This window comes from Corynebacterium sp. H130, assembly GCF_037572395.1.
Lineage (GTDB): Bacteria > Actinomycetota > Actinomycetes > Mycobacteriales > Mycobacteriaceae > Corynebacterium.
Genome location: NZ_JBBHLA010000001.1, coordinates 578906 through 598131, shown reverse-complemented (window position 1 = coordinate 598131; position 19226 = coordinate 578906). Strand labels below are relative to the sequence as shown.

The following is a 19226-nucleotide window of genomic DNA, read 5'->3' as shown; positions in this document are numbered from 1 at the left end:
CACATGTCGGAGCAGACCCCGATTTCTCAAGCTGACTGGAACGAGCGCGTTGAGCTCGCCGAGAAGATGATCCCGCTGATCGGCAAGCTGCGTCGCGAGCACAACGTTGTCGTATCGATCTTCGGCCGACTGCTGGTCACCGCAACGGAAATCGACATCATCAAGTCCCACCGATACGCTCGTCGCATCACCGAGCAGGAACTGCCACTGTCCCAGACCCTCCCAATCCTCGAAGAGCTCGTGAAGATGGACCTCGGCACCGTCTCCATCGACCTCGGCGCGCTGGCCACCAAGTTCGAGGCTGAGGGCGGCGACCTGCGCACCTTCCTCGAGCGCGAGCTTAACGACGTCATCGGCACCGCAGACGAGACCCCGAAGACTGACGTTGTCCTGTACGGCTTCGGACGTATCGGTCGTCTGCTTGCGCGCATCCTGCTGGCTCGCCAGGCCATGTACAACGGCCCACGTCTGCGCGCCATTGTCGTCCGCAAGAACTCTGAAAATGACCTCGAGAAGCGTGCCTCCCTCCTGCGTCGCGACTCCGTCCACGGCGCCTTCGAAGGCTCCATCTCGATCGACACCGAGAAGAACATCATCTGGGCCAACGGCACCCCAATCCAGGTCATTTACTCCTCCGACCCTGCATCCGTTGACTACACCGAATATGGCATCAACGACGCCATCGTTGTGGACAACACCGGCCGCTGGCGCGACCGTGAGGGCCTCGAGCAGCACCTCAAGTCCAAGGGCGTTGCTAAGGTCCTGCTGACCGCACCGGGCAAGGGCGACATCAAGAACATCGTTTACGGTGTCAACCAGGCTGATATCACCGCTGATGACCAGGTTCTTTCCGCAGCATCCTGCACCACGAACGCCATCACCCCAGTACTGAAGGTTGTTAACGACAAGTGGGGCGTCGAGTTCGGCCACGTGGAGACCGTTCACTCCTTCACCAACGACCAGAACCTCATCGACAACTTCCACAAGGGCGCCCGCCGTGGCCGCGCCGCTACCCTGAACATGGTTCTCACCGAGACCGGCGCTGCAAAAGCCGTCTCCAAGGCTCTGCCAGAGTTCGAGGGCAAGCTCACCGGTAACGCTATCCGCGTTCCTACCCCAGACGTCTCCATGGCAGTGCTCAACCTGCACATGAAGTCTGACGTCACCGTCGACGAGGTCAATGACTACCTGCGCCAGGTGTCCCTCGTTTCCGAGCTGCGTCAGCAGATCGACTACATCAAGTCCCCTGAGGTTGTTTCCACCGACTTCGTTGGCTCCACCCACGCTGGTGTTGTCGACGGCCTGGCAACCATCGCCAAGGGCAAGCAGCTCGTTCTTTACGTTTGGTACGACAACGAGTTCGGCTACTCCAACCAGGTCATTCGCATCGTCGAGGAAATCGCCGGTGCACGTCCAAAGGTTCGCCCACAGCGCCTCGCGCTGACTGAGGTCTAAGCCTCCTAGATAGCGAAAGCCCGCCAGTTGGCGGGCTTTTGTTTTGCTGTTGGTCGTAACAGGTTGGTCGTAGAACTTTGGATAGCGGTTTTTCGTCTTAACCGGCCACTTTGATTCTACGACCTGGTTGCTACGACTTACTGTGGATCTTGTTCTGTGCAGCCTCGAGGCCTTGAGTGACGATCAGCTCTGCACCTTCGGCAGCATCGGCACAAATGGCGCCCATGTCTGCGAACTCCTGGGCGCTGAATGGCTTGAGTACGTAGTCAGCAGGCGCCTGACGTCCTGGAGGGCGTCCGATGCCAACCCGAATGCGGTAGTAGTCCTTGGTGCCCAGCGTTTGGGTTGTGCTGCGCAGGCCGTTGTGGCCATTCTCGCCGCCACCTTTTTTCAGTCGAACCGTGCCGAAATCTAGGTCCAGCTCATCGTGGATGACGATGACGTTTGCAGCCGGGATCTTGAAAAAGTCGCATAGAGCGCGAATAGGGCCACCGGAGAGGTTCATGAACGTCCGAGGCTTGGCCAGCACTACCTTCGTATCACCGATACGGGTTTCTAGAATGTCCGAATTGGACTTCTTGTGGGTGCTGAAGGATCCCATGTGGTCTTCGGCGATCTGGTCGACGGCAATGAATCCCACATTGTGGCGCGTGGTTTCGTAGCGAGCGCCCGGATTACCCAGGCCAACGATGAGGTACGGGTCAGACATGGCTTTTATGCTACTAGAAACCGGATGCCGGATTTGGCGGAGCAAACCGTAGGAATTGGGGTCAAACAGTCGATCTGGTCCACCAAATCCGACAGGTGGGTATGAAAAACCGGCCGGGTATGTCACCCAGGCCGGTTTTGCGTTTTAACGTGTTGAATTTGGTAGAGCAAAGGGCCTAAAACAGGCTGAAAACTACAGTTTGCCTTACCAAATCCGACTGGAATTACTCTGCGGAATCCTCAGCAGGAGCCTCTGGAGCATCCTCAACAACGCCAGCTGCCTCTGCAGCCTCGTCTGCCTCAGCCTCGTTGTCTTCAGGAGCAACGAAGTTGATCATGAGGAGCTCTGCGTCGTCGGCAAGCTCGCAGCCCTCAGGCAGTGCGATGTCGCCAGCGAGGATCTGGTCGCCAACAGCCTTGCCAGCAACGGAGACGACGATCTCTTCTGGGATGGACATAACGTCTGCGAGAACGCGGATGGTGTCGGTTTCCTGCATGAGCATGGTGCCGGAAGCTGGGTTGCCCTCGTGAACGACTGGAACCTCAACCTCAACGGTCTCGCCCTTCTTGATGGCGAGGAGGTCAGCGTGGTCGATCTCCCAGGTCAGAACGTTCTGGTCGACGTGCTTGATCATGGCAAGCTGCTTCTCGCCCTCGATGTCTACGGAAATGACAGCGTTGACGCCGTGGTTACGAACGATCTTGGTGAACTCGATGCGGTTCATGGTGATGTGAACTGGCTCGAAGCCCTTTGCGTAGATAACAGCAGGAACGAGACCTGCAACGCGAGCGCGGCGAGCGAAACCCTTGCCGAACTCCTTACGTGGTGCAGCTGCAATTGCGATTGCCTGGTTAGACATAGTGCCTCCAAATAGTTGTGTAGAAGGCCGCAATAGCAAAAGCCTGCGGCCAACTCGCGGACAGTGTCATCGTCGAGTTTTCGCAGGCTTGAAGTGAAAACCATCGCGTCGATAACGGCCCAAATTAGGTGCCCTCGCCGAGACGGAAGAATGTTATCACGCCAGTTCCTTGCCAAGCAAAGTTGCCGTGCGGAGCTGACCTTCCAAGTTCGGGGAAGCAAGCGTAGTGATCAGCTCATCGGCTTGGTATTCGGCGGCGAAGTCGCGGAAGTACTGCGCTACTTCCGCGGGCTTGCCGACGGCCGTGTACTGCAACATACTCCGGACCTGATCGGCCGCTGGGGACTGAATAAGCAGCTGCTTGTCCGTCTCGCTGAACTTCCGATTCCTACCCACCAGCGCCTGAACGCGCAGCTCAAAGGTCTCGTTTGCTTCCTCGATGGCCTCGCCGGCGTCCTCGCTCGCGATGGCGTTAAGTGCCGCGATGAAATACGGCTCAGGATTGCGTTCCGACGGCTGGTAGTTGTCGCGGTAAACCATCGCAGCCTGCTTCAAATGGGTTGGGGCGAAGTGGGACGCGAAGGCGTACGGCAGGCCGAGTTTGGCTGCCAACTGCGCGCCAAACAGGGAAGACCCGAGGATATAGAGAGGCACGTTGGTGCCGCGGCCTGGGTAGGCGTTGATCTGCTGGTTTCCGGTACCGAGGAATTCTTGTAGCTCGACCACGTCTGCGGGGAAGTTCTCGGCAGCCGCCGGACTCCTACGCAAGGCGCGCAAGGTCATCTGGTCGGTGCCAGGGGCGCGGCCAAGACCCAAGTCAATGCGATTACCGTGAATCGTGGCGAGAGTGCCGAACTGCTCCGCGATCACGAGAGGGGAGTGATTCGGGAGCATGACGCCGCCGGAGCCCAAGCGGATTGACTTCGTGTGGTCGGCGACATGGCCGATGAGCACACTCGTTGCCGATGATGCGATGGTCGGCATGTTGTGGTGCTCGGCGTACCAGACTCGTTTGAAACCTTGCTTCTCGGCTTCTTGCGCGATGCGCACCGAGTTGGCAATGGCTTCCTTGATATCAGTGCCTGGGCGGACGTGGACAAGATCGAGGATCGATACGGGGAGCGTCATATCTGGTACAACCACGGTTGGTGAGTAAAAATTCCGCGAAGGGTGAGTTTAGGAACCCGAGTTTCGGAGCGAAAACGACGAAACCTAGCCGTTCCTACCCGAAACTCGGGTTCCTAAACTCGGTTTTTGCGGCGCGAGAGCCCCTTCAAAGCGAAAACCCGGCGGCGCAACAGCGTCAGCCGGGTTCTAAAAGCGGAAAGCCTAGGCCTGTCCCTCGAAGAGGGTGGTCACGGAGCCGTTTTCGAAGATCTCCTTGATGGTGCGTGCCAGCAATGGAGCGATCGACAGGACGGTCAGGTTGTCCCAGCCCTCGGTGGACTGTGGCAGGGTGTCCGTGGTGATGACTTCCTTAGCACCACACTGGGAGAGGCGCTCGCGAGCTGGGTCGGAGAAAACACCGTGGGTGCAGGCGATGATGACGTCGCCAGCACCAGCTTCGCGGAGGACTCCGACGGCGCCGGCGATCGTTCCACCGGTGTCGATCATGTCGTCCAGGAGAACACAGGTCTTGCCAGCGACATCGCCGACTACGCGGTTAGCGACGACCTGGTTTGCCACCTCAGTGGAGCGGGTCTTGTGGACGAAAGCCAGTGGCGCGTCGCCAAGCGTGTTGGCCCACTTTTCGGCTACCTTCACGCGACCAGCGTCAGGGGAGACCACGCAGATGTTTTCAAGGGAGTAGTTGTCCTTGATGTAATCCGTGAGGATTGGCATGGCGTGCATGTGGTCGACTGGGCCGTCGAAGAAGCCCTGGATCTGGTCGGTGTGCAGGTCCACGGACACGATGCGGTCTGCGCCGGCAGCCTTGAGCAGGTCTGCGACGAGGCGGGCGGAGATAGGCTCGCGGCCGCGGTGCTTCTTGTCCTGACGGGCGTATGGGTAGAACGGCAGGATCGCGGTGATACGCTTGGCGGAGCCGCGCTTCAGAGCGTCGATCATGATGAGCTGTTCCATCAGCCACTTGTTCAGTGGCTGAGTGTGGGACTGGATGACGAACGCGTCGGAGCCGCGCACGGACTCTTCGAAGCGGACGAAGATCTCGCCGTTAGCGAAATCGCGTGCGGTCATAGGGGTGAGCTCAACGCCCAATTCTTCAGCCACAGCCTCGCCGAGTTCTGGGTGCGCACGACCCGTGAACAGCATGAGGTTCTTCTGGCTTTCGGTCCAGTGTGCAGTCATATTGCCGCAGCCTAGCCTTCCTGCTCGTTAGTGTTTTTCTCGCGCAGTGCCGCTTCAGCCGCCTCAGCTGCAGCGGTGCCCGGGCGCTTCTGCTGGACCCAACCTTCAATGTTGCGCTGGCGTCCACCGGAAACGACGAGAGCTCCTGGCGGGACATCGTCCTTAATCACTGTACCCGCACCGGAGTACGCGCCATCACCCACGGTCACTGGAGCGATGAACATGGTGTCAGAACCAGTACGAACGTGGCTGCCGACGGTGGTGTGGTGCTTGTTCACGCCGTCGTAGTTGACGAACACGGAGGAAGCGCCAATGTTGGAGTATTCGCCGATGGTGGCGTCGCCAACGTAAGTCAGGTGAGGCACCTTGGAGCCCTTGCCGATGGTGGCCTTCTTGGTCTCCACGAAGCCACCGAGCTTGCCTTCCTCACCCAAAACAGTGCCTGGGCGCAGGTAGGTGAATGGGCCAACGCTCGCACGAGGGCCGATCTCGGAGTCGAAAGCGTGGGTGCGGACGACGGAAGCGCCGTCACCTACCGTGACGTTGACCAGGGTGGTGTCCGGGCCGACCTCAACGTTGTTGCCGATCACCGTCTTGCCACGCAGCTGGGTACCTGGGTGAATGACAACATCCTGACCGATCTGTACGTCTACGTCGATGAAAGTGGATGCTGGGTCGATGAGGGTGGCGCCACCGCGCATCGCAGCCTCGCGCAGGCGCTTGTTCATCTCGGCGTTCATGTTTGCCAGCTGCACGCGGTCGTTCACGCCGGCGATGAGCATGGCGTCGTCGATCATGTGACCACGGGCGATCTTGCCTTGGCGACGAGCAATGCCGACCACATCGGTGAGGTAGAACTCGCCCTGAGCGTTGTTGGTATCGAGCTGGGTGACAGCCTCGCGCAGTAGAGCTGCGTCGAAGGCGTAAACGCCGGAGTTGATCTCGGTGATGAGGCGCTGCTCGTCGGAGGCGTCCTTTTCCTCCACGATCGCGGTGACGCCCTCTGCATCGCGGACAATGCGACCGTAGCCCTTTGGTTCGTCGATATTCGCCGTCAGCACCGTAACAGCAGCGTCGGCGCCGTGCTTTTCGACGAGTCCCTGGAGGACATCGCCGCTAAGCATAGGCACGTCCGAGGTGGTGACAACGACGGTGCCCTCGAAATCAGCTGGGAGTGCTTCCAGTCCACAAGCAACTGCGTGACCGGTACCGTTTTGTTCCTCTTGAACAGCGGTCTTGATCTCGTGACCGAGAACCTCCGACTCTGCGGCAACAGCAGGGATAACCTGGTCGCGGCAGTGGCCGACAACGGCGATCAAGTGAGCTGGGTCCAACTCAGACGCAGCATGCAGAGCATGGGCGAGCATGGTGCGACCTGCAACTTCGTGCAGCATCTTTGGCTTGGCGGACTTCATGCGCGTTCCTGCACCAGCAGCGAGAATGACAACGGCAACAGCGTTGGCCATGGATCTCCGATCTTCGACGACGGCGTATTTTGTACTCCTACAAATTTACCGCAGCCGAGTTGTAGCCGGTGGTGTAGGCCAGCCGAAAGTTAAAGATATGCTGAAACTACAGCCCCAAAGCCTTGAAAAGGGCCTGGAAAATGTCTGCCAGGGCGCTAAATAGTGTGCTGAGGAACGAGGTGTCTTTCGGAGGAAGGGGAGGCTCGTTCATGTAGCTGCCCTCGTTGACATGCAGTGGTACAACTGGCGCCTGCGCGCTGGTTGGCCCGTTCGCCACGACGGACACCGTGAAATCACCAGAAACGCTGGCGGAACCAGGGATGGTTCGAGTAGCTGAGTCATAGGCCAGGCCATCAGGAAGGCCGGTCACCGTCACTTCTGAGTAAGGATCAAACTTCGAAAGACACGGGCGCAAATGCGGGAGAAAGGGTTCCGTACACAAGGAAAGCCGACAGGATTGTGCCGGCCGTTCGGTTCTTAAAAGTCACTCGTTAAAGTGTGGATGAAGGTGCGGACAATCGAAGGCTTTATTTCACGCGGATGGTGGGTGACTGACGTCGGCAAGCTGGCGGGCCATGATCGCGCCGGCGATACCCAACGCGGCGAGGAAGACAAGCGCGGCGTGCGGGCCAAAGTGGGCGATGGCGCCCGAGACAACGCCGGTGATCAGCAAAATCACGCCCATCGCTGTGTTTGCGACGGCCACGTAGCGGGTGCGCTTTTCGCCCTCCGCCATATCGACGACGTAGGTCTTGCGGCCAACGCGGATCGCGGTGTGGATCAGGTGGATGGCGAAGAATTCGATCGGAAGAAGCCAGGCATTGAGGTCATCGGAAAGCCAGCGGGCGTTGCCTACGGCCAGCAGGATGACGATCGATGCGGTGAGGGCGCTGTGGCGCATCAGGTCCTTGGACGACTGGTCGGCCCACTTGCCGGAGATCCTGCCGGCGACGATCGATGCGATGCCGGTGGCGAGGAGGAAGGAGCCCAGGCTGCTGGGTGCGAGCATCACCAGGAAGGTTGGGGAAAGCGCGGAGACGAGGAGAAGGGACCTGACGATGACGAAGGTGCGGAAGGGCTTGTCCTCTTTAATCAGCGACCATGAGTCCTTGACCCAGTTGTTGGGCGCCGATTCTTTTTCTTCGGGAATCGGTTCGCGGATCGTCCCGAAGATGAGGCCAGCGGCAATCCAGGCCACCGCAGAGGCGAAAATCAACCCGATCAGCACCGGAACGGGAGGATTCTTGCCCAGCGCCATCAGGGTCGCGCCAATGGCGACCACGGAGATTCCGCCAACCATAGTCGCTGTGCCGGTGATCTGACCTCGGCGTCCCTTTGAAATGGTGAGGCCCTGCACATCCTTCGAGGCGATCGAGCACAGCGCGCGGCCACCTGCCAACACGCCGAGCAGCGTGACGACGGCAATGCCCAGCGCCACCGATTTCAAGGTGAGTACGGCTGCACCGATTCCCGCAGAGGCCAAGCCCTGAACGATGGATCCGATGACCCAAATCCGGGTACGGCTCTTTTGACGAACAACCCACGGCGTGAGCGCCGCCTGGGGCAGCATGGAACCCGATTCTCGGATCGGGACGAGGAAAGCGCTAAAGAACGCAGGTGTACCTGCAATATGTAATAGGTAGGGGAGAACGGTCTTGGCTGCGACTACTTGATCGCCGATAGCTTGCAAACCGTTGGCGCCAATAAACCTGCGGGCATTGAAATCTTCGTGAGGATTCATTTGCCCTCCACCATAGCGCTATGCAGAAAGCCCCAGCTGGGTGAGCTGGGGCTTTCCTTTGAGTGTTCCTATACTATGCCTGACGGCGTGCTGCGAAGATTGCGCCTGCAGCGATGGTCAGCAGTACGGCGATTGCGCCGAGGGTTGCTGGGTAGGTGGTGCCGGTGGAGGCGAGCATGCCACGGTCCTTGGCCTTAGTTGGGGCCTGTGCCGGAGCCTTAGCTGGGTCGATACCCTTCTGTGGAGCGTTAGGGTCGATGCCCTTCTGAGGTGCGTTTGGATCGATGCCCTTCTGTGGAGCGCCAGCCTCTGGAGCCTTAGGAGCCTCAGGCTTCTTCTCCTCAGACTGCTGAGCGCCACCCTCAGAGGAACCGCCGGAGCTCAGGGCTGCAGAGCCGAGAGCGAGGGCGCCGACGCCGACGAGTGCGGCCAGCTTGGAACCGCCGTCAGAGGAACCTGGGAGGCCAGCCTCGGTGGTAGTGGTTGGAGCGGCGGTGGTGGTTGGAGCGGCGGTGCCGGTTGGGACAACGTTCGGGCAGCCGTCTGCTGGTACATCGGCGACGATGAGTTCGATGGTGCCGGTCCGCACACCTGGGGCAGAGGCAGTAACGGTGTACTTGGTGCCCGGGGTGAGTGGCTTGGTGACCTCGTAGGTGATCGTGGTCGCGGTGCGGCTCTTCTCAACCAATCCGTCTGGAACGTTGGTCAGGGTCACAGTGGTTGCATCAACGCCGGAGACGGTCACAACGTATTCGGAGCCAGCACATGCTGGGATCGGATCGAAACCTGGGGTCTGAGCGGCAGCAGGGGAGATGGATGCAGTCGCGATGGACAGTGCCGCGAAGGCAGCCATTGCAGTGTTACGGATCTTCAAGGTGACTCCTACCAATTGATTAGAGAACGTGAAATATCAGGAACAAGTCTGACATTCTGACCGTTTACTGTCAGTGCTTATCAATAAGTTCACGTCAACAAACCTTTTGGCTGCAAAAGTGATGCCGGTCATAACCTCTAGTTTTGTTGCGATTGTCACATTTGTCGCAAAATTGCGTGGGGGTAGGTTTCGGGGGGGGATTCTAAAAGGTTGATGGGAATGCAAAAGCCCCAGCCGTTTGGCTGGGGCTGGCCTCGATAAGCCTTAAGCTTCGCGACGGCGGATCGCAACGATCGAGCCTGCAGCGATGGTCAGCAGTACGGCGATTGCGCCGAGGGTTGCTGGGTAGGTGGCGCCGGTAGAGGCGAGCATGCCACGATTCTTCTCGCCCTTTGCGGGGGCCTTTTCAGCCTTAGGGGCTTTAGCTGGGTCGATGCCCTTCTGTGGAGCGTCAGAATCGATGCCCTTTTGCGGTGTGCCTGCTTCGGTGGTCTTTGGAGCTTCTGGCTTCTTCTCTTCGGACTTCTGGGAGGAGCCCTCGGAAGAGCCGCCGGAGCTCAGTGCAACTGCACCAAGTGCCAAGGCCGCGAGTCCAGCAGCGCCAGCGAGTTCAGAGTCCTTATCGGTCAGGGAAGAACCTGGAGCTGGGGTAACGGTCTCGGTCACCGTGGAGGTGGTTGGGGCGGTGGTGCAAGAAGGGGTGACAGTGATGGTGTACTCAACGCCGGAAATGGAGATCGTTGCGGATGTGGTGGTTTCGGTGACTGGCGTCAGGATCTTGATTTCACCTGCAACCCAAAGGGCTGCCAGCTCTTCGATGGTCTTGCCGGTTTGTGACGTCAGTGCGGCGAGGGCCTGCTCCTCGGAGACGGTGCAGGTAACGGTCTGAGCTACTGCGGGGGTGACGGTGCCGGAGGTAGCGATTGCGAATGCGACTGCGGTAGCAGCGATGCGGCGGTTGAGCTTCACGGAAGTTCTCCTAAATGGGTGATAGGGAGTCAAAAAGCGAATTGTCTATTCAGAATGAAATCACATATGTGTGAATTTGTCATTACTGGCTTATTTAATTCACAGTTTGTACTTCAGGAGGATTGAATCAGTTGGACGTGGCATTGTCTGAACAGTGAAAACAATCCCGCTCTTTCTGTGGTTTGACTTAAAGAAGTAGTTTTTGGAGCCTGGGAGGGGGAATTTGATGTCAGGAACAGATTTCTCCGGGATTTGGAACTAAAACCACAGGTCGTCTTGTCGTTGAGGTGAGGAATTTTGAATCGGAGGCACATTCCCCCGGGTGTTGCTGGAGTCAGCCTGTCGCTATCGGTCAACTCCGTGTTTTGCCCGGAGGGATTGATAACCCGACTGCGAATCCCTCCGTGTTTTGACTCTGAACTTGCAGGTCGGTGACGAAAAGACCGGAGGAATCTGTATCAAGGGCCAACTTCCTCCGGAACAAAGAGACAAAAACAACCAAAAGACCCGTCCAAAGACGGGCCTTCAAAAAGCTTCCCCACCAGGACTCGAACCTAGAATGACGGTACCAAAAACCGGAGTGTTGCCAATTACACCATGGGGAACCACAGCGCAGCTGTGTAAAGAGACTTTACATGAAAGCTGTCGGAAACAAATAACAGGGTGTCAACTATGGTTTAGAGCATGAGTGTCAAGCGCATGACGGGGAAGCAGCGTCGCGAGCAGCTGGTTGAAATCGGCAGGTCAGTGTTCGCCGAAAAGGGGTTCGGGGCCTCCAGTGTGGAGGAAATTGCTGCCCGCGCGGGCGTGTCTAAGCCTGTGGTGTATGAGCACTTTGGTGGCAAAGAGGGCCTGTATGCGGTGGTGATTGATCGGGATATGCAGGCGCTAGAGCAGACGATTACGAGCTCCTTGGCGTCGGGAAGCTATCGGGTGCGCATTGAGCAGGCGGTGCTGGCGTTGCTGAGCTTTATTGAGGAGCACCCGGACGGCTTCCAGATCTTGGTGCGAGACATGACACCGGGCAAAACTCGCACCTATTCCACCCTTCTTAATGACACAGTCGCTCAGGTCTCCCACATCCTGGGCAAAGCCTTCGAGAAGAGTGGCTATGAGCCAGAGTTTGCGGTGCTGTACGGTCAGGCGCTGGTCGGCATGATTTCGGGCACGGCCCAGTGGTGGCTGGACGTTCGCGAGCCGAGTAAAGAGGTAGTGGCCAGCCACATCGTTAATCTGTGCTGGAATGGTTTAGCACGTTTGGAAAAGCACCCAACCCTAGGAGAGCAGTGAACAAGTCCGAAGCGCCAATGCTGGCTGGACTACTAAAAACCGCAGGTCGCGACCCAAAAATCAAGGGCTTGCTGGAAAATGTGGGGGAGCCGCGCCTGCACATCACTGCCCTCGACCAGGCTCGCCCCTGGGCGATCGGCGCGCTCGCCCAGCGCACCCCGGTGCTCGCCGTGGTTGCCACTGGCCGCGAGGCTGAAGACCTCACCGCCGAGTTGAAGGCGATGCTGGGGGATAAAGTGGCGTGGTTCCCGAGCTGGGAAACCCTGCCGCACGAACGCCTGAGCCCCGGCCTCGACACCGTGGGTAAGCGCGCAGAAGTGCTGCACAACCTGGACAAACTGCAGGTCGTGGTCACTGCGGCGCGTGGTTACTGCCAACCGCTCTTATCGACGGCCGAAGGCCGCGAAGCGCTCACCATTGAGAAAGGTCAAGACTACGACTTTTCTGAACTGAGCGAAGCGCTCGTATTCCGCGCCTACAACCACGTGGACATGGTTGCTCGCAAGGGTGATTTCGCGACCCGTGGTGGCATCATCGACGTCTTCCCAACGACCGCGGAGCACCCCGTTCGCCTCGAATTCTGGGGTGACGAAGTCACAGATATTCGCGCGTTCGCGGTTGCCGATCAACGCGCAATCCCTGAGATGGATTTTGAATCTGTCGATATTTTCCCTGCTCGTGAGTTGTTGATTACCGATGACGTCGCAAAGCGGGCAGCCGACCTGGCCGTGCAACACACTGGCAACGCGGCGCTCGCGGAGCTGCTGACCAAGATCAGCGAGAAGCAGCCTGCAGACGGGATGGAGGCGCTGATTCCGGCGCTGGTCGATACGCCGCTCACCACGTTGCCAGAGCTCATGCCCACGGAAACGCACGTGGTGCTGATGAATCCGGAGAAAATTCGCACGCGAATTTCGGATCTGCAAGCAACCGATGCGGAATTCTTGGCTGCAGGTTGGGAAGCTGCCGCGATGGGGGCGGATGGGCCTATCGCAGGTCAGGGCCTTGATCTGGACGCTAGCTCCTACCGATCCTTCGAATCGCTCCTCACAAGGGACCGCGTGTGGACCTTTGCACCCCCGGGCATGCTTTTCGCTTCAGATGAGGAAACCCTGCCGCTTGAGTTTGAGGCAGCCCCAGCACCGCGCGGTGATCTGAAAGAGATTGACCAGCTCATGGCGCTGCTGCTTGCGCATGTCAACGGTGGGGGACGGGCTGCCTATGTTGCCCCAGCGGCTGGCGCGATCAAGCGCATGTCGGAGCGCTTCAAGGAAAAAGGCATCCCTACCAAGGTGGCCACACCTGGCTGGCAGCCATCTGAGGGCGAGGTGACGCTGTACCAGGCGCTCGCGCACAATGGTCTCGTTTTCCCTGGTCCTCAGCTGGTTGTAGTGACGGAAACTGACCTCACTGGTAACCGCGTCGGTGATATTGCGGGCGCCAAGCGTCGACCTGCCCGCAAGCGCAACCGCGTTGACCCACTGGCCCTCAAACCCGGTGACCTGGTGGTTCACGAGACGCACGGCATCGGTCGCTTCCTGAAGATGACCGAACGTACCATCAAGGCCGGCGATGAAACCTCACGCCGCGAATACCTGGTGCTGGAATACGCGCCTTCCCGACGTGGCGGCCCCGCCGACCAACTTTATGTTCCGATGGACGCGCTCGACATGCTGTCCAAGTACGTGGGTGGCGAGAAACCGACCCTGTCCAAGATGGGCGGTTCCGATTGGAAGAACACCAAGAAGAAGGCCCGCGCCGCTGTGCGGGAAATCGCCGGTGAGCTGGTGGAACTCTACGCCAAGCGACAGTCCGCACCAGGCCACGCGTTCGCGCCGGATTCGCCGTGGCAACACGAAATGGAAGACAACTTCCCCTTCGTGGAAACCGAAGATCAGATGCTCGCCATCGATGCGGTGAAGGCGGATATGGAAAAGCCGGTGCCGATGGACCGCGTGATCGTTGGCGACGTCGGATACGGCAAAACCGAAGTGGCTGTGCGTGCCGCGTTCAAAGCCGTTCAGGACGGTAAACAAGTTACCGTGCTGGTTCCAACCACGCTGCTCGCACAGCAGCACTTGGCCACATTCGAAGAGCGCATGGATGGTTTTCCAGTCACCATCCGTGGGTTGTCCCGCTTCACGCCGGGGCGCGAGTCCAAGGAAACCCTGGCAGGTTTGCTCTCCGGTGAGGTGGATATCGTCATCGGCACGCACCGTCTCCTGCAAACAGGCGTGCAGTGGAAGAACCTCGGACTTGTGATTGTGGACGAGGAGCAGCGCTTCGGCGTGGAGCACAAGGAGCATATCAAGGCCCTCCGCACCGCCGTCGACGTGCTCACCATGTCCGCGACACCGATCCCACGCACCCTGGAAATGTCCATGGCGGGCATCCGCGAAATGTCCACCATCCTCACCCCGCCGGAGGACCGTCACCCGGTACTCACGTATGTGGGCGCGCAGGAAGACAAGCAGGTCGCGGCGGCTATTAGGCGCGAGCTGCTTCGCGACGGACAAGTCTTCTATGTCCACAACAAGGTCTCTTCCATTGAGAAGAAAGCCCGGGAAATCCGAGACCTGGTACCCGAGGCTCGTGTCGTTGTCGCGCATGGCCAGATGTCCGAAGAGCTTTTGGAACAAACAGTGCAGGGATTCTGGGACCGCGAATACGACGTCCTCGTGTGCACGACCATCGTGGAGACGGGCCTGGACATCTCCAACGCCAACACACTGATCGTGGAAAATGCACACCACATGGGCCTGTCGCAGCTTCACCAGCTGCGCGGACGTGTGGGACGTTCCCGTGAACGCGGCTACGCATACTTCCTTTATCCGAAGGGCTCCACTCTCACCGAAACGTCCTATGACCGCCTCGCCACGATCGCTCAAAACAACGATCTTGGTGCCGGTATGGCCGTGGCCATGAAAGACCTGGAAATGCGCGGTGCCGGCAACGTCCTGGGTGCTGAGCAGTCTGGTCATATCGCGGGCGTGGGCTTTGACCTATACGTTCGCCTCGTCGGCGAAGCAGTGGAAGCGTTCCGAGCCATGGCCGACGGCAAGGTGCTAGACGCGACGGACAAGGAGCCTCGCGAAATCCGCGTCGACCTGCCGGTCGACGCACACATCCCGGAGGGATACATCAACTCCGAGCGCCTGCGTCTTGAGGTCTACCGCAAGCTTGCGACTTCCACTTCCGAGTCGGACCTGGTGCTCGCGGTGGAGGAAATGGAAGACCGCTACGGTCCGATCCCAGTCGAGGTGTCTCGACTCCTGGCTGTGGCACGCCTGCGTCACGTGATGCGCTCGGCCGGACTCACCGACATTGCAGTTCAAGGCACCCGCATCAAGGTCCACCCCGTGGAACTGCCGGACTCGAAGCAGGTTCGTCTCAAGCGTCTTTTCCCGGGCGCGACGTATCGTGCGGCAGCTCAGGCGATCCAGATTTCCTTCCCGAAGGCGGGGAAGCGAATCTCCGACCCACAACTTCGCGATATTGAGCTCGTCCAATGGCTCGCCGACTTCGTTGCCCAAATGTTCGACGTAGCGCCAGTTTCGGTTACCGGCGGAAAGTCGGAAAACAAGCGGGTGATTTCAATTAGTTAATGCCGCTGTGGACTAACGCGGTGAGCTAAAAGTGCCCAGTCTGGCGGAACTGGTTGTTAAGAGCGCCAGCGAGCCCAGGGTTCGGCAGGATGCAACCCATGGCCGCTAGGAAGCGGACATAGCTGTTGTTGCTTGACATGGAAACGGCGTCTGCGCATCGGGCGGCATCGGCGGCGGCTCCGGAATACTGCCAGGCAGGGGAGAGGTTTCCGGTGGAGTAGAAGGACGCGAAGGCTGCAGCTCCCACTTGAGCATGAAGTGCATTGGTCGACAAGGAAGAACTCTGATACAACGCCGCGCCAAGCGGATCCTCGATGATCTGGCGTTGTTCATTCTCGGGCAGATGGCTGGAGATTCCACCTGGCAAGATGGCATCGGCATGAGCACTTGGAGCGAGGGCCAGTGAGACAACGGCCGACGCAAACATCGCAAAAACCTGGTTCTTCTTCATGCTTTGAAAGCTACATGAAGCGGAACCAGGTTTCAGGGAATTCAAGACTTAGGAGGAGGCGAAGCTCAAAGATCCAGTGCTCAGGCCAAAGACGGCGTAGATGGAGCCGAGGATCACCATGGCCACGATGACCCATTCGAAGGTGTTGAACCACTTATCGCCGTTCTTGATGCGCTGGTACACGTAAGGGAACAGGCCTGGGATGACGAGCAGCGCGCCCAGCAACAGGTAGCGTGGGTCGGCTGCGTAGAACAGCCACAGGGAGTAGATGAACGCGACGATGGCGATGAACAGGTGCTTGCGGTTTTCCTGTTGGGTGACTTCCGGGCCGGAGTCGTCGAAACGCGTGCCCGCGTGTGGGTGCGTGATTCCCTTGCCTCGGGTTGCCAGAAGGAGCAGGTAGAGGGAGGAGAAGACGTAAGGCAGCATGTACATGATCGTCGCGAGCTGGACCATGAAGGTGTAGGTGGTCTCGTTCATGAAGAACACGATGACGCAGGCCTGGATCACGATCGTGGAGATGAGCTGAGCTGCGAATGGCGCGCCGTTGCTGTTGATTTGGCCCATCTTCCTAGGCAACAAGCCGTCGAAGGCCATCAGTGCGATCGGCTCGGCGCAGAGCATCTGCCAGGAAACGTAGGCGCCGAGGACAGAGATGCACAGGCCGGCGGAGACGAGCATGCCACCCCAAGGACCCACAGTGGCTTCGAGGACGGCTGCCAGGGAGTCGTCGCCAAGCGCTGCGAGCTCTTCCTGGGTGAGGACGCCGTAGGACAGCGTCGTCACGGAGACGAGGAGAGCGAGGACCGAGAAGAAGCCGATCAGGGTGGCGCGGCCGACGTCCTTACGGGTGCGGGCCTGCTTGGAGTAGACGGAGGCGCCTTCGACGCCGATGAAGGTCCATACGGTGAAGAGCATCATGCCCTTAACCTGGTCGATGACGGAGCCGGTGCCCGAGTTCTCGCCCCAGAAATCAAAGGTCAGCTTGTCCCAGCTGAATCCGACGAAAGCAACGAGGATTAAGAAGGCGAAAATTGGGAGCAGCTTTGCCACGGTGGTCACGACGTTCATGATTGCCGCCTGCTTCACGCCACGGGTGAGCATGAAGAAGATGACCCACGTCAGAACAGACACGGCGATAGCGCTGGTCAGGCGGTTGTCCGAGCTGAAGAAAGGGACATAGTGCCCCAGGGTGGAGAAGAAGAGCGTGGCGTAGCCGACCTGAGCAATCACAGATCCGAGCCAATATCCCCATGCGGAGGCGAAGCCGACGAAGTCACCGAGGCCAGCGCGGACATAGGAGTAGACGCCCGAATCCAGATGTGGTTTGCGAACCGCAAGGGCCTGGAATACGAAGGCGATGGAGAGCATGCCGACACCGGCGATGGCCCAGCCAATGAGCATTGGGCCAGGAGCCGCCACGGAGGCCGCTTGCTGCGGCAGCGCGAAAATACCCGCGCCGACCGTGGACCCGATGATGAGGGACACGAGGGTCCACATCCGGACCGTATTGTTATTGGTATCAGTGTTGTTCACTGTTGTTTGTGCTTTCGTCGTGGTAGTCACCGGCATAGAGTAGCCCGAGCCGATGAAGATCTTCTACTTGTAATTAAGCAGATCTTTCTGACTTCAAGCCGTATTAAATTCAATTCGGTTATGTCTATAAGGCTTTTCTAAGGCTTTCCGCCTGCTGGGATCAACCGCCAGGAAAAGGAGTGTGGATTTAATGGAAGGCGTTTTCCCTGAATCGGGTACCCAAATTCGGGGGCAATCTCTGCTTGAGGCGCAATGGGTCATGGCGCGTGCGCTGCAAATTGGCGAGTGGGAACGCAGTATGGATCATCGCTCACTGCTGCCGTACTTGCGTGAGGAGGTTGTCGAATTTGAACAAGCGGTCCGCGAGCTTGACGACGACGCAAGCGAAGATAATCTCCTCAAAGAACTTTCCGACATTTTGCTCCAGGTCCTCTTTCATGCGGAGCTTGCGCGCAGACGGGACTCATTCGATCTTGATGACGTGGCGGCAGCCTTCGTTTCCAAAATGAGAAGCCGTGCCCCATATCTCTTTGAAGAAGGCGATGGCATCATTTCGATTGCCGAGCAGGAGCGTTTGTGGGCCGAGGGGAAAGCCCAAGAAAAAGCACAACGGCCCCGCGAGTAGTCAGCGAGGCCGTCGGCGTGGTCTGTTAATTCGAAAGCATAATCTTTAAATCTGCCAGCTGGGTTGGGATTTCAATTGATCCCATGACCTTTGGATCCTCAGAAACGATTCCGCACTCCAGGGCGCGGTTGGAAACGTCGACCGCAGTCTTGCTGGCGAGCATTTGGGCATCCGCGCCGGTCATTCCTAGTCCAGCGAGAACGTCGATGCTGGAAACCTTCACCTTTTCCGCAAGCTGGGACTTAGTGGTTGGTCCCACAACCAAGTTGAGGCTGGTAAGCGTGGTCTTCAGAGTGCCGCAGTCTGCGGTGGCTAGGTAATTAATGCTGAGTGGGGACGCCTGGGCGGTGGTGCTGAGTCCGGCCGTGAGTGCGACGGTGATAATTCCGGCGAGAAGCTTGCGCATGTTGTCCTCATTTTCGGGGGCCAAAGTTTACCTAAGATGGTACGAAAGTGACTGAAGTTGCGCAAGGGGTAAATGGGGAAGTGTCGGAACGGCTAGCATCGCCATCGGGCGTTAACATTGTCAGCTATGGGTTCTGGAGCGCGTAAAGCATTTGGGTGCGGATGTGCCACACTCCTGGCGATCATCATGGTGATCGCCCTGGTTGGGTGGGTACTTTCGGCAATGCATGCCCCGAATCCGCTGCGCCCCCGCGTCGCTGTGCCGGATGATGTTCCCCCGGCTGGCGCTGCTGAAGTCCCACACATCGACGTCAACGCGCCAGGCCGAACCTCCCTCAAACTCGGATTCTGGGCCGAGCCACTATCCAAGCAACTAGATGTCTCCCCAGCAGCGCTGCAGGCATATGGCAACGCCGAGCTCATTGCACAGCAAAGCTGGCCAAACTGCCATCTGCGGTGGAACACCATCGCTGGACTTGCCCAAGTGGAAACCCGCCACGGCACCTACACGGGAAAGATTTTCGAAGGAGCCTCGATTGACTCCGACGGCGTCGTCAAGCCCCCAATTTACGGTGTGAAGCTGGATGGCTCGCCCGGTTTCGCCAACATCGGCGACACCGACGGCGGGCTTATCGACGGCGATAGCGAGCATGATCGTGCGGTGGGCCCCCTACAATTCATCCCAGAATCCTGGAAGCGCTTCGGCCTTGATGCCAGTGGCGACGGCAAAGCCGACCCTCACAACATCGACGATGCCGCGCTCTCGGCAGCAAATTTGCTGTGCTCAAATGGTCGTGACCTGGCAACTCCTGAGGGGTGGACGAAGGCGATTCACTCCTACAACCAATCGGACAAATACATTGCCGATGTCCGCGACGCTGCGGCCGCATATGCGCTGAACCAGCCGGCCTATTAGGCATTTAGGGGTGTTCGT

17 protein-coding genes and 1 tRNA gene are annotated in these 19226 nt (G+C 58.7%); 5 read left to right on the top strand and 13 right to left on the bottom strand.

Going from position 1 to position 19226, the window contains the following annotated elements; translation table 11 throughout:
- Positions 1-3: 3 nt before the first annotated feature.
- Positions 4-1455, top strand: a complete 1452-nt coding sequence (locus tag WG939_RS02945; protein ID WP_339982270.1) for a glyceraldehyde-3-phosphate dehydrogenase — start codon at positions 4-6, stop codon at positions 1453-1455.
- Between the two features lie 130 nt (positions 1456-1585).
- On the opposite strand, the gene pth is transcribed toward WG939_RS02945, so the two are convergent.
- The 10 genes from pth to WG939_RS02895 form a co-directional block, all read right to left on the bottom strand.
- On the bottom strand, positions 1586-2164 hold the full coding sequence (gene pth, locus WG939_RS02940) for an aminoacyl-tRNA hydrolase (RefSeq protein WP_339982267.1): 579 nt from the start codon (positions 2162-2164) through the stop codon (positions 1586-1588).
- Positions 2165-2387: 223 nt separating this feature from the next.
- Positions 2388-3023 (bottom strand): 50S ribosomal protein L25/general stress protein Ctc, encoded by a 636-nt coding sequence (locus WG939_RS02935; protein ID WP_339982264.1) that lies wholly within the window; start codon positions 3021-3023, stop codon positions 2388-2390.
- A gap of 156 nt (positions 3024-3179) precedes the next feature.
- Entirely contained in the window at positions 3180-4151 is a 972-nt protein-coding gene (locus tag WG939_RS02930) for an LLM class flavin-dependent oxidoreductase (protein WP_339982636.1), read from the bottom strand.
- 201 nt (positions 4152-4352) lie between these two features.
- Positions 4353-5330, bottom strand: a complete 978-nt coding sequence (locus WG939_RS02925; RefSeq protein WP_339982261.1) for a ribose-phosphate diphosphokinase — start codon at positions 5328-5330, stop codon at positions 4353-4355.
- A gap of 11 nt (positions 5331-5341) precedes the next feature.
- The gene (glmU, locus tag WG939_RS02920) at positions 5342-6796 is read right to left on the bottom strand and encodes a bifunctional UDP-N-acetylglucosamine diphosphorylase/glucosamine-1-phosphate N-acetyltransferase GlmU (protein ID WP_339982259.1); all 1455 of its coding nucleotides are present in this window, start codon (positions 6794-6796) and stop codon (positions 5342-5344) included.
- Positions 6797-6902: 106 nt separating this feature from the next.
- Entirely contained in the window at positions 6903-7172 is a 270-nt protein-coding gene (locus WG939_RS02915) for a hypothetical protein (protein WP_339982257.1), read from the bottom strand.
- A gap of 156 nt (positions 7173-7328) precedes the next feature.
- Positions 7329-8537, bottom strand: a complete 1209-nt coding sequence (locus tag WG939_RS02910) for an MFS transporter (protein ID WP_339982254.1) — start codon at positions 8535-8537, stop codon at positions 7329-7331.
- A 73-nt stretch (positions 8538-8610) separates the two neighbouring features.
- A complete protein-coding gene (locus WG939_RS02905; protein WP_339982251.1) occupies positions 8611-9411 on the bottom strand; it encodes a carboxypeptidase-like regulatory domain-containing protein in 801 nt (266 codons plus the stop codon).
- A 264-nt stretch (positions 9412-9675) separates the two neighbouring features.
- The gene (locus WG939_RS02900) at positions 9676-10380 is read right to left on the bottom strand and encodes a hypothetical protein (RefSeq protein WP_339982249.1); all 705 of its coding nucleotides are present in this window, start codon (positions 10378-10380) and stop codon (positions 9676-9678) included.
- Between the two features lie 533 nt (positions 10381-10913).
- Positions 10914-10985, bottom strand: a tRNA-Gln gene (locus WG939_RS02895).
- 79 nt (positions 10986-11064) lie between these two features.
- Here WG939_RS02895 and WG939_RS02890 point away from each other — a divergent pair.
- Entirely contained in the window at positions 11065-11670 is a 606-nt protein-coding gene (locus WG939_RS02890; protein ID WP_339982247.1) for a TetR/AcrR family transcriptional regulator, read from the top strand.
- A 17-nt stretch (positions 11671-11687) separates the two neighbouring features.
- Positions 11688-15275, top strand: coding sequence for a transcription-repair coupling factor (mfd, locus tag WG939_RS02885; RefSeq protein ID WP_339982634.1), 3588 nt, complete (start codon positions 11688-11690; stop codon positions 15273-15275).
- Between the two features lie 25 nt (positions 15276-15300).
- Here mfd and WG939_RS02880 read toward each other — a convergent pair whose 3' ends face one another.
- Both WG939_RS02880 and WG939_RS02875 read right to left on the bottom strand, forming a co-directional pair.
- The gene (locus WG939_RS02880; RefSeq protein ID WP_339982244.1) at positions 15301-15726 is read right to left on the bottom strand and encodes a hypothetical protein; all 426 of its coding nucleotides are present in this window, start codon (positions 15724-15726) and stop codon (positions 15301-15303) included.
- Between the two features lie 48 nt (positions 15727-15774).
- On the bottom strand, positions 15775-17298 hold the full coding sequence (locus tag WG939_RS02875; RefSeq protein WP_339982242.1) for an amino acid permease: 1524 nt from the start codon (positions 17296-17298) through the stop codon (positions 15775-15777).
- A 154-nt stretch (positions 17299-17452) separates the two neighbouring features.
- Here WG939_RS02875 and WG939_RS02870 point away from each other — a divergent pair, with 154 nt between their 5' ends.
- On the top strand, positions 17453-17887 hold the full coding sequence (locus WG939_RS02870) for a MazG nucleotide pyrophosphohydrolase domain-containing protein (protein ID WP_339982240.1): 435 nt from the start codon (positions 17453-17455) through the stop codon (positions 17885-17887).
- Positions 17888-17912: 25 nt separating this feature from the next.
- On the opposite strand, the gene WG939_RS02865 is transcribed toward WG939_RS02870, so the two are convergent.
- On the bottom strand, positions 17913-18293 hold the full coding sequence (locus tag WG939_RS02865) for a hypothetical protein (protein ID WP_339982237.1): 381 nt from the start codon (positions 18291-18293) through the stop codon (positions 17913-17915).
- 126 nt (positions 18294-18419) lie between these two features.
- Between WG939_RS02865 and WG939_RS02860 the strand changes: the two genes are divergently transcribed.
- Complete coding sequence (locus WG939_RS02860; RefSeq protein WP_339982234.1) at positions 18420-19208, top strand: lytic transglycosylase domain-containing protein; 789 nt, start codon at positions 18420-18422, stop codon at positions 19206-19208.
- Positions 19209-19226 lie beyond the last annotated feature (18 nt).

Excerpts from the sequence above, each read along its gene's own strand:
- glmU (WP_339982259.1), bottom strand. The coding sequence starts at position 6,796 with ATGGCCAACGCTGTTGCCGTTGTCATTCTCGCTGCTGGTGCAGGAACG.
- mfd (WP_339982634.1), top strand. The coding sequence starts at position 11,688 with ATGCTGGCTGGACTACTAAAAACCGCAGGTCGCGACCCAAAAATCAAG.
- WG939_RS02945 (WP_339982270.1), top strand. The coding sequence starts at position 4 with ATGTCGGAGCAGACCCCGATTTCTCAAGCTGACTGGAACGAGCGCGTT.
- WG939_RS02865 (WP_339982237.1), bottom strand. The coding sequence starts at position 18,293 with ATGCGCAAGCTTCTCGCCGGAATTATCACCGTCGCACTCACGGCCGGA.
- WG939_RS02935 (WP_339982264.1), bottom strand. The coding sequence starts at position 3,023 with ATGTCTAACCAGGCAATCGCAATTGCAGCTGCACCACGTAAGGAGTTC.
- WG939_RS02930 (WP_339982636.1), bottom strand. The coding sequence starts at position 4,151 with ATGACGCTCCCCGTATCGATCCTCGATCTTGTCCACGTCCGCCCAGGC.
- WG939_RS02925 (WP_339982261.1), bottom strand. The coding sequence starts at position 5,330 with ATGACTGCACACTGGACCGAAAGCCAGAAGAACCTCATGCTGTTCACG.
- WG939_RS02870 (WP_339982240.1), top strand. The coding sequence starts at position 17,453 with ATGGAAGGCGTTTTCCCTGAATCGGGTACCCAAATTCGGGGGCAATCT.
- WG939_RS02890 (WP_339982247.1), top strand. The coding sequence starts at position 11,065 with ATGAGTGTCAAGCGCATGACGGGGAAGCAGCGTCGCGAGCAGCTGGTT.
- WG939_RS02875 (WP_339982242.1), bottom strand. The coding sequence starts at position 17,298 with ATGCCGGTGACTACCACGACGAAAGCACAAACAACAGTGAACAACACT.
- WG939_RS02910 (WP_339982254.1), bottom strand. The coding sequence starts at position 8,537 with ATGAATCCTCACGAAGATTTCAATGCCCGCAGGTTTATTGGCGCCAAC.
- pth (WP_339982267.1), bottom strand. The coding sequence starts at position 2,164 with ATGTCTGACCCGTACCTCATCGTTGGCCTGGGTAATCCGGGCGCTCGC.
- WG939_RS02860 (WP_339982234.1), top strand. The coding sequence starts at position 18,420 with ATGGGTTCTGGAGCGCGTAAAGCATTTGGGTGCGGATGTGCCACACTC.
- WG939_RS02880 (WP_339982244.1), bottom strand. The coding sequence starts at position 15,726 with ATGAAGAAGAACCAGGTTTTTGCGATGTTTGCGTCGGCCGTTGTCTCA.